Annotated in this window: 12 protein-coding genes; 9 read left to right on the forward strand and 3 right to left on the reverse strand. The window is 67.1% G+C overall.

The annotated features are described in order from the left end of the window. Nucleotides 1-73 precede the first annotated feature (73 nt). Both IAE58_RS18790 and ppsA read right to left on the reverse strand, forming a co-directional pair. Nucleotides 74-967: a mechanosensitive ion channel domain-containing protein gene (locus IAE58_RS18790; RefSeq protein ID WP_108756466.1), complete on the reverse strand. Its 894-nt coding sequence runs from the start codon at nucleotides 965-967 to the stop codon at nucleotides 74-76. A 135-nt stretch (nucleotides 968-1,102) separates the two neighbouring features. Beyond that, entirely contained in the window at nucleotides 1,103-3,481 is a 2,379-nt protein-coding gene (gene ppsA / locus IAE58_RS18795) for a phosphoenolpyruvate synthase (protein ID WP_108749920.1), read from the reverse strand. A gap of 144 nt (nucleotides 3,482-3,625) precedes the next feature. Between ppsA and IAE58_RS18800 the strand changes: the two genes are divergently transcribed. From IAE58_RS18800 to IAE58_RS18810, 3 genes are all read left to right on the forward strand, one after another. After that, the gene (locus IAE58_RS18800; protein ID WP_108753383.1) at nucleotides 3,626-4,447 is read left to right on the forward strand and encodes a pyruvate, water dikinase regulatory protein; all 822 of its coding nucleotides are present in this window, start codon (nucleotides 3,626-3,628) and stop codon (nucleotides 4,445-4,447) included. A 124-nt stretch (nucleotides 4,448-4,571) separates the two neighbouring features. After that, nucleotides 4,572-5,084, forward strand: a complete 513-nt coding sequence (locus IAE58_RS18805) for a DUF1249 domain-containing protein (RefSeq protein WP_199934595.1) — start codon at nucleotides 4,572-4,574, stop codon at nucleotides 5,082-5,084. A gap of 41 nt (nucleotides 5,085-5,125) precedes the next feature. After that, nucleotides 5,126-5,614: an 8-oxo-dGTP diphosphatase gene (locus IAE58_RS18810; protein WP_108753381.1), complete on the forward strand. Its 489-nt coding sequence runs from the start codon at nucleotides 5,126-5,128 to the stop codon at nucleotides 5,612-5,614. A 93-nt stretch (nucleotides 5,615-5,707) separates the two neighbouring features. On the opposite strand, the gene IAE58_RS18815 is transcribed toward IAE58_RS18810, so the two are convergent. Then, nucleotides 5,708-6,358: a class I SAM-dependent methyltransferase gene (locus tag IAE58_RS18815; protein WP_199934594.1), complete on the reverse strand. Its 651-nt coding sequence runs from the start codon at nucleotides 6,356-6,358 to the stop codon at nucleotides 5,708-5,710. A gap of 346 nt (nucleotides 6,359-6,704) precedes the next feature. Between IAE58_RS18815 and IAE58_RS18820 the strand changes: the two genes are divergently transcribed. The 6 genes from IAE58_RS18820 (at nucleotide 6,705) to IAE58_RS18845 (ending at nucleotide 10,619) form a co-directional block, all read left to right on the forward strand. Beyond that, nucleotides 6,705-7,319 carry a phosphatidylcholine/phosphatidylserine synthase gene (locus IAE58_RS18820; protein ID WP_199934593.1) on the forward strand — a complete coding sequence of 205 codons (615 nt, stop codon included), beginning with the start codon at nucleotides 6,705-6,707 and terminating at the stop codon, nucleotides 7,317-7,319. A 22-nt stretch (nucleotides 7,320-7,341) separates the two neighbouring features. Next, nucleotides 7,342-8,421 carry a class III poly(R)-hydroxyalkanoic acid synthase subunit PhaE gene (gene phaE / locus IAE58_RS18825; protein ID WP_199934592.1) on the forward strand — a complete coding sequence of 360 codons (1,080 nt, stop codon included), beginning with the start codon at nucleotides 7,342-7,344 and terminating at the stop codon, nucleotides 8,419-8,421. Next, nucleotides 8,418-9,485: a class III poly(R)-hydroxyalkanoic acid synthase subunit PhaC gene (gene phaC / locus IAE58_RS18830; protein WP_199934591.1), complete on the forward strand. Its 1,068-nt coding sequence runs from the start codon at nucleotides 8,418-8,420 to the stop codon at nucleotides 9,483-9,485. The genes phaE and phaC overlap by 4 nt, the downstream gene beginning before the upstream one ends. A gap of 45 nt (nucleotides 9,486-9,530) precedes the next feature. Beyond that, nucleotides 9,531-9,899, forward strand: coding sequence for a YfeK family protein (locus IAE58_RS18835; protein ID WP_199934590.1), 369 nt, complete (start codon nucleotides 9,531-9,533; stop codon nucleotides 9,897-9,899). Nucleotides 9,900-9,963: 64 nt separating this feature from the next. Beyond that, entirely contained in the window at nucleotides 9,964-10,167 is a 204-nt protein-coding gene (locus IAE58_RS18840) for a PspC domain-containing protein (protein WP_199934589.1), read from the forward strand. Next, nucleotides 10,164-10,619, forward strand: coding sequence for a hypothetical protein (locus IAE58_RS18845; protein WP_199934588.1), 456 nt, complete (start codon nucleotides 10,164-10,166; stop codon nucleotides 10,617-10,619). Before IAE58_RS18840 ends, IAE58_RS18845 begins: the two co-directional genes overlap by 4 nt. Nucleotides 10,620-11,121 lie beyond the last annotated feature (502 nt).

Genomic DNA, 11,121 nt, shown 5'->3' on the forward strand with positions numbered 1-11,121 from the left:
CCGGGGCCCCCCCCCCGGCGCCCCCCCCACCGGCATCGGTAGCGCCGGGCCATGCCCGGCGGGAACCTGGAAATCAGGGCTTGTCGCGCACCAGCGCGTCGGCTTCCAGCACGCCGCCGTCCTTGCCGTGCAGGTACAGGTGCATGTCCTGCTGCGGGTAGGGAATATTGATGCCGGCCTTGTCGTAGCCCAGCTTGATCTGCTCCAGCAGCGTGACCTTGGTGCCGAAGTGGTCGGCCGACTTCACGTAGCAGCGGATGCCCAGGTTGATGGCATGCGCGCCCAGTTCGTACACCACCACGTCCGGTTCGGGCGTGGCCAGCACGCGCGGGTCGGCCTTCATCAGCGCCAATGCAGTGTCGCGCGCCTGCTGGATGTTGTCCTCGTAGCCGATGCCCACCACCAGCTCCACACGGCGGGTGGGTTCGGCGGTCAGGTTGATGATCGGCGCCGCGGTGATCAGCGTGTTGGGAATGGTGGTGTGCTGGTTGTCGGCGCCGGTGATGACGGTCTGGAAGATGCGCACTTCGCGCACGGTACCGGTCTGCCCGGCCACGGTAACCACGTCACCCACGCGGAACGGGCGCAGGGTCACCAGCATCACCCCGGAGGCGATGTTGGACAGCGAGTCCTTCAATGCCAGGCCGACGGCCAAGCCGGCGGTGCCCAGCACGGCCAGCAGCGGGGTGATCTGCACGCCCAGCGTGCCGATGGCCAGGATCACCACGATCACCAGCGAGGCGGCGTAGACCACGTTGCGCAGGAAGCTGCCCAGCATCGGGTCCACGCCCATGCGCGCGGTGGCGCGCGGCATCGCATTGGACAGGCGACGGGCCAGCCACATGCCGATCAACAGCACCACGATGGCGGCCAGCAGCGGCACCCCATACGTTTCCAGCAGGCGCTCCCAGTCCAGGGAATGGAACCAGGAAGCAGTGGCGGGGGCGGGTGGGGCAGTGGCAGTCATGGAGGCTCCTTGGCAGGGACGGCATCGGCGTGCGCGCACGCCAGAAACAACAAACCCCGCAGTAGCGGGGTTTGCATGTGCTGCCAGTATGGGCTGGCGCCGATGAACACGACGTCAGCCCATGCCACTACTGCATCAGCCGTTGGCCTTCAGCTTGGCCAGGCGCAACCAGGTGTCGACCACGGTGTCCGGGTTCAGCGACACCGACTCGATGCCTTCCTGCATCAGCCATTCGGCCAGATCCGGATGGTCGGACGGGCCCTGGCCGCAGATGCCGACGTACTTGCCCTTGGCGCGCGCCGACTTGATGGCCATCGACAGCAGCTTCTTCACCGCCGGATTCCGCTCGTCGAACAGGTGCGCAACGATGGACGAATCGCGGTCCAGGCCCAGGGTGAGCTGAGTCAGATCGTTGGAACCGATCGAGAAGCCATCGAAGATTTCCAGGAACTCATCAGCCAGCAGTGCGTTGGACGGCACTTCGCACATCATGATGATCTTCAGGCCGTTCTCGCCCTGCTTCAGACCGTTCTGGGCCAGTACCTCGACCACCTTGCGGCCTTCTTCCAGCGTGCGCACGAACGGAATCATGACCCACAGGTTGTCCAGGCCCATTTCGTTGCGCACGCGCAGCACGGCCTGGCATTCCAGCGCGAAGGCGGCGGCAAAGCTCGGATCGACGTAACGGCTGGCGCCGCGGAAGCCGATCATCGGGTTCTCTTCGTGCGGCTCGTAGTTGCTGCCGCCGACCAGGTTGGCGTACTCGTTGGACTTGAAGTCCGACAGGCGCACGATCACCGGGTTCGGTGCGACCGAGGCGGTGAGGGTGGCGATGCCTTCGGCCAGGCGGTTCACGTAGAAGCTGACCGGATCGCCGTAGCCGGCGATCTTCTCGTCGATCTTCTTCTTGGTGGCCGCATCCTGGCGGTCGTACTCCAGCAGCGCGTTCGGGTGGATGCCGATGTGGCTGGCAATGATCATTTCCAGGCGGGCCAGGCCGATGCCGGCGTTCGGCAGCTGGCCGAAGTCGAAGGCACGTTCCGGGTTGGCCACGTTCATCATGATCTTCAGCGGCGCCGCCGGCATGTTGCCCAGGTCGGTGGTGGTGCGCTCGAACTTCAGCTGGCCTTCGTAGATGAAGCCGGTATCGCCTTCAGCGCAGCTGACGGTGACCGGCTGGCCATCTTCGATGACCTTGGTCGCATTGCCCGAACCGACCACGGCCGGCACGCCCAGTTCGCGGGCGATGATGGCGGCGTGGCAGGTGCGGCCGCCACGGTTGGTGACGATGGCCGAGGCGCGCTTCATCACCGGTTCCCAATCCGGGTCGGTCATGTCGGCGATCAGCACGTCGCCGGGCTGCACGCGGTTCATGTCGTCCAGGGTCTTGACCACGCGGGCCACGCCCGAGCCGATCTTGGCACCGACGGCGCGACCTTCGGCCAGCACGTTGCCGCCCTTTTCGGTCAGCGCGAAGCGCTCGATCTGGGTGGCGTGGCTGCGCGACTTCACCGTTTCCGGGCGCGCCTGCACGATGAACAGCTTGCCGCTGACACCGTCCTTGGCCCACTCGATGTCCATCGGGCGGCCGTAATGCTTTTCGATCACCAGCGCCTGCTTGGACAGTTCCTGCACGTCCTCGTCGCTGATGGAGAAGGTGCTGCGCAGTTCGGCCGGGGTGTCTTCGATCTTGACGCGCTCACCGGGCACGTCGGAATACACCATGCGGATCGCCTTGCTGCCGAGCGAGCGGCGCAGGATCGCCGGCTTGCCGGCCTGCAGGGTGGGCTTGTAGACGTAGAATTCGTCCGGGTTCACCGCGCCCTGCACGACCATTTCGCCCAGGCCGAACGAGGAGGTGACGAAGACCACGTCACGGAAGCCCGATTCGGTGTCCAGGGTGAACAGCACGCCGGAGGAACCGACGCCCGAACGCACCATCAGCTGTACGCCGGCGGACAGGAACACGTCTTCGTGCTTGAAGCCGTGGTGCACGCGGTAGGCGATGGCGCGGTCGTTGTACAGCGAGGCGAACACTTCCTTGACCTTGTGCACGACATCATCGGCACCGGTGACGTTGAGGAAGGTTTCCTGCTGGCCGGCGAAGGAGGCATCGGGCAGATCTTCGGCGGTGGCCGAGGAGCGCACGGCCACGGCCACGTCGCCGCCGCCGTTGTCGGCGCTCAGCTTGGCGTAGGCACTACGGATGTCCTGGTCCAGCTGCGGCTGCAGCGGCGCATCGATCACCCAGCTGCGGATCTCCTTGCCGGCGGCGGTCAGCGCGGTCACGTCTTCGACGTCCAGCGTGGCCAGCTTGTCGAAGATGCGCTTGGACAGGTCGTTGTGTGCGATGAAGTCCTTGAAGGCTTCAGACGTGGTCGCATAGCCTCCGGGGACGGAGACGCCCAGACCGGCCAGGTTGCCGATCATCTCGCCCAGCGAGGAATTCTTGCCGCCCACGCGGGCCAGATCGGCCAGACGCAGTTCGTGCAACCACAGGATGTTCTCGTTCAAGCGCGATGCTCCGTTTGGCCATCGCCCGAGGCGGGCTGAGTGGCCGCGTCCGTAGGAAGAAGTCGATATGATGCCGGGCAGACCACCGTCGGCACAAGCTTGTGCTGGCGGCCCTTTTAAGCTTCGTAGGGGGTAAAAGCGCGCATGTCGACCATCCGACCGGTGTTCTACGTTTCCGATGGAACCGGTATCACCGCTGAAACCATTGGGCATAGCCTGCTCACCCAGTTCACCGGGTTCAGCTTCATTACCGACCGAATGTCTTTTGTCGATGACCCCGAAAAAGCGCGTGAAGCCTGTGCCCGGATCCAGGCGGCGGGGGAGCGCTACCAGGTTCGGCCGATCGTGGTGAACAGTTGCGTGGACCAGAGCCTGAGCCTGATCCTGGCCGAAAGCGGGGCGCTGATGCTGGATGTGTTCGCCCCGTTCATCGAGCCGCTGGAGCGGGAACTGGCCAGCCCACGCCTGGCCCGGGTCGGCCAGGCCCACGGCATGGTCGACTTCGACACCTACCACCGCCGCATCAATGCGATGAACTTCGCCCTGACCCACGATGATGGGATCGCGGTGAACTACGACGATGCCGACGTGATCCTGGTGGCGGTGTCGCGGGCCGGCAAGACCCCCACCTGCATCTACCTGGCCCTGCATTACGGGGTGCGCGCGGCCAATTACCCGCTCACCGACGAGGACCTGGAAAGCGACCGCCTGCCGCCGCGCCTGCGCAACTACCGGCGCAAGCTGTTCGGCCTGACCATCGACCCGGACCGCCTGCAGCAGATCCGCCAGGAGCGCCGGCCGAATTCGCGCTACGCCAACCTGGACACCTGCAAGCGCGAGGTGGCCGCGGCCGAGGTGATGTTCCAGATGGAGCGGATCCCGACCCTGAGCACCACCCATACCTCGATCGAGGAGATTTCCAGCAAGGTGCTGGCCACGCTGGGGCTGCAGCGCGAGCTGTATTGACCGGTGCGGCCCGCCGGGTGCCGTGGTCGGTAGCGCCGGGCCATGCCCGGCGGTGGTTGAAACGCCCCCTTTGGCCGGGGCCATCGTGCCCCCACGTTGTATGGCCAACGTGTAGGATCGACCCATGGCCCACGCCTCGCCCCGAACCGAACGCATTCCCCGCCTCAGCCGGCTGAGCTGGCTGATGGGGCTGTACGCCGAGAATTATCGGCACCTGGTGCGCCTGTTCGCGCCGGCCGAACTGACCGCTGGCAGCTATGTTTCCTCGGTGGGCGACGGCCTGGACGTGCGCCTGGACGTGATCGAATGCCACCGCTACACGGTGGAGCTGCGCCTGACCTACGACCTGGCCGACCCGGTGACCGGCGAACCGGACCCCTCGGCCTATGTGCGCCTGTACCGGGATGCCCGCCAGGCCGAGACCACCCACTGCTACGTGGGCCGCCGCTGGCAGGACACCATGGGGCTGTACCCGCCGCCGGCCGAGCTGATCAACCACCGCATGCGCATGAACACCTTCCTGGGCAAGTGGCTGGAATACCTGGCCGAGCGCGGCCATGGCGTGGCCACCCTGCGCCGCGACCCGGACGGCCCGGCAGCGGCTTCGGCCGAGCGCCGCCTGTCGCTGGTGCGCTGATCGGCCATAATCGTGGGCTGACCCGCCGCCGGATCCGCCCCATGCCGTATACCCCGATCGTCGCCACCCTGGGCTATGTGCTGTCGCCCGATCGCCGCCAGGTGCTGATGATCCACCGCAATACCCGGCCCGGTGACCACCACCTGGGCAAGTACAACGGTCTGGGCGGCAAGGTCGAGCCCAGCGAGGACGTGGCCGCCGGCATGCGCCGTGAGATCGCCGAGGAGGCGGGCATCGACTGCACGGCCATGCGCCTGCGCGGCACCATCAGCTGGCCGGGCTTCGGCAAGCACGGCGAGGACTGGTTCGGCTTCGTGTTCGTGATCGACAGCTTCGAGGGCACCCCACACGGCGGCAACCACGAAGGCACCCTGGAGTGGGTGGACGTGGACAAGCTGGACACGCTGCCGATGTGGGAAGGCGACCGCAACTTCCTGCCGCTGGTGTTCGATGCCGACCCGCGGCCGTTCCACGGGGTGATGCCCTACCGCGACGGGCGCATGCAGAGCTGGTCGTTCAGCCGGCTGTGAGGCGGTCGGGCTCAGCGGCGCTCGCCGGGCATGGCCCGGCGCTACCATTCCGCGCTCCCTGAGGTAGCGCCGGGCCATGCCCGGCGGGGTGGCTCAGCGGCGCTGGGCCAGCAGCAGGTGGAAGTACTTGTCCCGCGTCTGCCCATCATTGCCGGCCGCCGTCTCGCGGTGCGCGCGCCAGCCGCACACACTGAAGCCGGCCACGCGCAGGGCCAACTCCACCGCGTCCAGTTCGTGCAGGTGGAAATCATCGGTGAAGGGCAGGGTGCGCATGAAGGCGGCATCGCCGAAGGCCAGGCACACGCGGCCCCCCCGCCGCAGCACGCGGGCCAGCTCGGTCAGTACCGGGGCCAGGTCCGGCCAGAAGTACAGCGTGTTGACTGCCAATGCGGCATCGATGCTGGCATCGGCCACCGGCAGTGCGTGGGCATCGCCCGTGCGCAGGGCGGCGCGGCCGTCCAGCCCTGCCGATGCCAGGCGCCGGTTGCCGGCCTCGACCATGGCCGTGGACAGTTCAATGCCCAGATAGCGGCTGCCCTGGGCCTGCAGCAGCAGCGGCACGAAGGCTGCGTTGCCGGGGCCGATTTCCAGAACCTGCTCGTGATCGGCAACGGCCAGCAGTGCGATGGCGGCCTGGTTCAGCGCCGCATTGCTGCGGTTCATTGATTCGCCCACGGCCAGCGCGGCCTCGCCATGGGGCTGCCGCAACTGCGCGGCCAGCGTGCGTGCATCCAGCATCAACATCGTCCGTCAAGGGGGGAGCTCGGACGTGGCGGCGGCGGGTCCGCCGTTGACCATAGCGCTGCGCGCCCAGGTTGGGAAGTAGGAAAACCCCGCACCGTTGTGATGAGAAAATAGCCAGCGTCGCAGCTCCTGCGACCGGGTTGTCCACAGGGGGTGTGGATTACGCGTGGGCAACTTTGTGGATAAGCCGTGGCAGACGCCACCCCCCTAGGCTGTCAAGATGGGTGGCGAAAAATTCACCGCAGGTGAGTGGTCGTGATGCCCGCGTGAAGGCTGGCCATCGCCGCGCTGTTGTCCGCGCCGGTGGTCGCGGTACCCTGTGGCCCTTGATGCCCCGTGAGATTCCATGAAACGTCATTTCTCGATGCTGCGTGAATTCCAGCTGGCCGATTGGTTCACCCTGGCCAATGCGTTCTGCGGCACCGGCGCGGTGTTTGCCGCGATGCGCTTCCTGCAGGACGGCGAGCGGGGCTATCTGCTGTTTGGCATGGCGCTGATCCCGCTGGCCTTCATCTTCGACGCGCTGGATGGCCGCATCGCACGCTGGCGCAAATCCAGTTCCACCCTGGGCCGCGAACTCGATTCGCTGTCCGACGTGATCTCCTTCGGTGTGGCGCCGGCGGCGCTGGCCTATGCCTGTGGCATGCAGGGCGGCTGGGACTGGCTGGTGCTGAGCTATTTCGTCTGCTGCGGCGTCAGTCGCCTGGCCCGCTACAACGTGACCGCCGAGGCCCTGGCCGGCGACGAGGGCAAGGTGAAGTACTTCGAGGGCACGCCCATTCCCACCAGCCTGGCGCTGGTGATCGTGCTGGCCATCGCCGCCGGCACCGATGCCATCGGCCAGGACATCTGGTTCGGGCAGTGGCAGATCGGCCCGTGGCAGCTGCACCCGATGGTGTTGTTGTTCGCGCTGTCCGGTTCGCTGATGATCAGCAAGACCCTGCGCATTCCCAAGCCCTGATGCAGCCCCGCGGAGGCGCACGATGACCAGCTCGGCCCACGACGCCGGCAGCAGCGATTTCGAAGCCCTGGCCCGGCAGTACTTCGGCGCCTGGGGCGATGCCCTGCGCCACGCCGGCGCGCCAGGCGCACCGGCCGGTGATGACCCGGCCAGTTGGCAGCGCCTGTTCGACTGGTGGGGGCAGCTGTTGCCCGAGCAGGGGCAGGGCGCGCCGGAAGACGCGCTGCGCCGCTTCCGCGAACAGGCCGGCAGCTGGTACGGCACCATGCAGGAAGTGGCCGCGCGCTTTGCCGGCCGCGACGCCAGCAGCGCCGATGTGGCCCAGGCCTGGCGCGAGGCGGTGAACGGACAGGGCGAGGGCATGCTGCAGTGGATGCTGCAGGGCGCGCGCGGCAGCACCCAGGCCGGAGCGTCGGTGCCCGAATTCGCCGCCTGGCTGCAGCAGTGGCAGCTGCAGGCCGGCCCCTGGCTGCAGAGCCCGGCCTTCGGCCCGGGCCGCGAGCACCAGGCGCGCTGGCAATCACTGCTGCGCGCGCAGGAGGAGTACCAGCAGCACTCGCGCGCCTACGTGGAGCAGATCAAGCAGGCGCTGGAAGAAGCCTTCACCCTGTTCGAGCAACGCCTGGCCGAGCACGAACAGCCCGGCAGCCAGCTGACCAGTGCGCGGGCGATGTTCGACCTGTGGATTGAAGTGGCCGAAGAGGCCTATGCCAAGGTCGCCCTGTCCGAGCCGTTCCAGCAGGTGTACGCCTCGCTGGGCAACGCGCAGATGCGCCTGCGCGCAGGCCTGCAACGCGAGGTGGAACAGATGAGTGAACGCATCGGCCTGCCGACGCGGAGTGAGATGGATACCGCGCACCGGCGCATTGCCGAGCTGGAGCGCAGCCTGCGCCGCCTGCAGGCACAGGTGGCGGTGCTGGCCGGAACTGCAGCCGTGGACCCGGTGGCACAGCCGGCGGCGGCCAAGGTGAAGCCGGCGCCGCGCAAGGCTGCGAAGAAGGCGGCGCCGGTGAAGCAGGCGGCGGCAAAGAAGGCACCTGCAAAGAAGACACCGGCCAAGAAGACCACCGCGCGCGCGACGCCGAAGGTACGTGGGCGATGAAAGGGCCGCTGGGCTTCAATGCCGACGATCTGATGCAGGAAACCCTGGCCATGCAGCGCAAGCTGATGGAAGGGTTGAAGCTGCTGCCGCAGGTGGAGGACGTGGACTACGGCGCCACCGCCCGCGAGGAAGTCTGGCGCGATGGCAAGGTGGTGCTGTACCGCTTCGTGGGCGAACACGCGCCCACCCGGCGCCGGCCCCTGCTGATCGTCTACGCGCTGGTGAACCGGCCCTACATGGTCGACCTGCAGGCCGACCGTTCGCTGGTGCAGAAACTGCTGGCACTGGGCCAGGATGTGTATGTGCTGGACTGGGGCTACCCGGACCGCTCCGAGCGTTTCCAGACGCTGGAAGACTACCTGCTGCGGTATATCGACGGCGCCGTGGATGCGCTGCGCGCGCGCAGCGGCGAGCCGGTGGACATGCTGGGCATCTGCCAGGGCGGTGTGTTTGCCCTGTGCTACGCCGCGCTGCGCCGGCAGAAGCTGGCCAGCCTGATCACCATGGTCACCCCGGTCGATTTCCATACCGCCGATAACATGTTGTCGCACTGGGCCCGGCAGGTGGACGTGGACCTGCTGGTGGATACGCTGGGCAACATCCCGGCCGACCTGATGAACGCCAGCTACCTGATGCTCAAGCCGTTCCGCTTGAACGTGCAGAAGTACGTGGGCCTGCTCGATATCCTGGATGACAAGGCGGCGCTGGAAGATTTCCTGCGCATGGAGAAATGGATCTTCGACTCGCCGGACCTGGCCGGTGAGGCATTCCGTGACTTCATCAAGCAGTTCTACCAGGGCAACGGGCTGGTGAACGGCACCGTGCGCATCGGCGAAGAGGCCGTGGATCTGTCGCAAGTAACGCTGCCGGTGCTGAACATCTATGCCGAGCAGGATCACCTGGTGCCGCCCGATGCCTCGCGCGCGATGCGTGGGCGCCTGGGCACGCAGGACTACACCGAGTCCAGTTTCCGCGGCGGCCACATCGGTATCTACGTCTCCGGCCGCGCCCAGCGCGAAGTCCCGGCCACCATCGACGGCTGGCTGAACGCCCGCGACCGGTAGAGTCGATCTTGCTCGACCGCCCTTGGCCACGCCCCGGAAACCACGATGTCCCGACGAACGCTTCTGATCCTTGCTGCAGTGCTGGCCGCCCCGCTGGCCCATGCCGCCCCCAGCCCACAGGCCCAGCGTGAAATCGCCCAGCTGATCGGCAGCCTGGATGGCTCGACCTGCCAGTTCCAGCGCAACGGCAGTTGGCATGACGCCGCCGCCGCTCGCGCGCACCTGCAGCGCAAGTACGATTACCTGATGAAGAAGAAGTTGGTCGACACTCCGGAACAGTTCATTGAACGGGCTGCCAGCCAGAGCAGCGTGAGCGGCAAGCCGTACCGGATCCGCTGCCCGGGCCAACCGGAACAGACCGCAGCGGCCTGGTTCGGCGCCCGCCTGCAGGCCCTGCGCCAACGCACGCCGTAGACAAGGGGCGGTGTAGAGTCGGGCCACGCTCGACCGCTTTATTCCGTAACCTGGGAGAACCGTCATGAACACCGCGCCGAAAACGCTGTCGCGTTCACTGAACGACCGCATGATCGCCGGCGTGATGGGCGGCATCGCCCACCGTTTCGGCTGGAGCCCGACGCTGCTGCGGGTGGTCTATGTGCTGGTGTCGCTGGCGTCGGCCGCGTTCCCCGGCATCCTGGTCTATCTGATCCTGTGGCTGCTGATTCCCAACGAGGCCGATTGAACACGGCCGCCTCCCGTCCGGTGCCGCGGTGGCTGCGCGCCGCGCAGGTGCTGGGCGCGCTGTGGACCCTCCCCAATTCGTTGATCGGCCTGCTGGCCGGGCTGGCGGGCCTGCTGGGTGGCGCCAGGCCGCGCTGGAGCGGCCGCGACTGCGCGCTGGTGTTCGACCGCTGGCCGTGGGGCCCGGGTGGGGCGATCACCCTGGGCAATGTGATCCTGCACACTGGCCACGATCTGGGCATGTGCTGCCGCACCTATGCGCACCAGGCGGGGTGGGGCGTGGAGCCGCTGATCCGGCTGGATGACCACGAGCGGGCGCACGTTTTCCAGTATCTGGTGCTGGGGCCGTTGTACCTGCCGGTGTATCTGCTGTGCGGGGGCGTGAGTGCGCGCAATCCGTTCGAGCGCGCCGCCGATCGCTACGCCCGGTTCGGGCACGGCTGGTGGCCGTAGGTTCCAGCCAACGGCGCAGCCCCTCGTGGCTGGGGCGCTGCATCTGATTCACGGGGTTGGTCGGGCAGGTGGGTTGCGCTGGGGACGCTGCAAGTACGTCCATGTAAGCTCGGTCGCCGTATCCATGCGGCTCACGCCCCTGCGCAACCCACCTGCCCGGCCACGGACACGTTCCTGCGGCGTCCAGCCACGGGAAAGAAAAAGAAAAGCAGAAGCGGGTCGCGCGCTGCGCTTGCTCGCAGCCGAGCATGGCTATGCCGGTCGTCCTGACCGGTACCCTTCGGGCCGTCGCCGTGGGCGACGTTGGCAGCGGCTCCTGCCGCTGCCATCGGCTCTACAGGAAGCAAAGAGCGGCCGGCCAAGCTGCTCTGCTCTTGATCTTTTTTTCTCTTCCGTGGGTGGCGGACGCAGCAGCCATCTGTCAGAGGGCGGTCGGGTCGGGTTCGCGGGGGTGTCCGCGGCATGGATGCCGCGGCCAAGCCCCCATGGACGGGTTTACGGC

It is taken from the genome of Stenotrophomonas sp. S49 (genome assembly GCF_016624905.1).
In the GTDB taxonomy this organism is placed as follows: Bacteria; Pseudomonadota; Gammaproteobacteria; order Xanthomonadales; family Xanthomonadaceae; genus Stenotrophomonas.

Coding starts and splice junctions, on each gene's coding strand:
- IAE58_RS18790 (WP_108756466.1), bottom strand. CDS start 967: ATGACTGCCACTGCCCCACCCGCCCCCGCCACTGCTTCCTGGTTCCAT.
- IAE58_RS18800 (WP_108753383.1), top strand. CDS start 3,626: ATGTCGACCATCCGACCGGTGTTCTACGTTTCCGATGGAACCGGTATC.
- IAE58_RS18805 (WP_199934595.1), top strand. CDS start 4,572: ATGGCCCACGCCTCGCCCCGAACCGAACGCATTCCCCGCCTCAGCCGG.
- IAE58_RS18810 (WP_108753381.1), top strand. CDS start 5,126: ATGCCGTATACCCCGATCGTCGCCACCCTGGGCTATGTGCTGTCGCCC.
- IAE58_RS18815 (WP_199934594.1), bottom strand. CDS start 6,358: ATGTTGATGCTGGATGCACGCACGCTGGCCGCGCAGTTGCGGCAGCCC.
- IAE58_RS18820 (WP_199934593.1), top strand. CDS start 6,705: ATGAAACGTCATTTCTCGATGCTGCGTGAATTCCAGCTGGCCGATTGG.
- phaE (WP_199934592.1), top strand. CDS start 7,342: ATGACCAGCTCGGCCCACGACGCCGGCAGCAGCGATTTCGAAGCCCTG.
- phaC (WP_199934591.1), top strand. CDS start 8,418: ATGAAAGGGCCGCTGGGCTTCAATGCCGACGATCTGATGCAGGAAACC.
- IAE58_RS18835 (WP_199934590.1), top strand. CDS start 9,531: ATGTCCCGACGAACGCTTCTGATCCTTGCTGCAGTGCTGGCCGCCCCG.
- IAE58_RS18840 (WP_199934589.1), top strand. CDS start 9,964: ATGAACACCGCGCCGAAAACGCTGTCGCGTTCACTGAACGACCGCATG.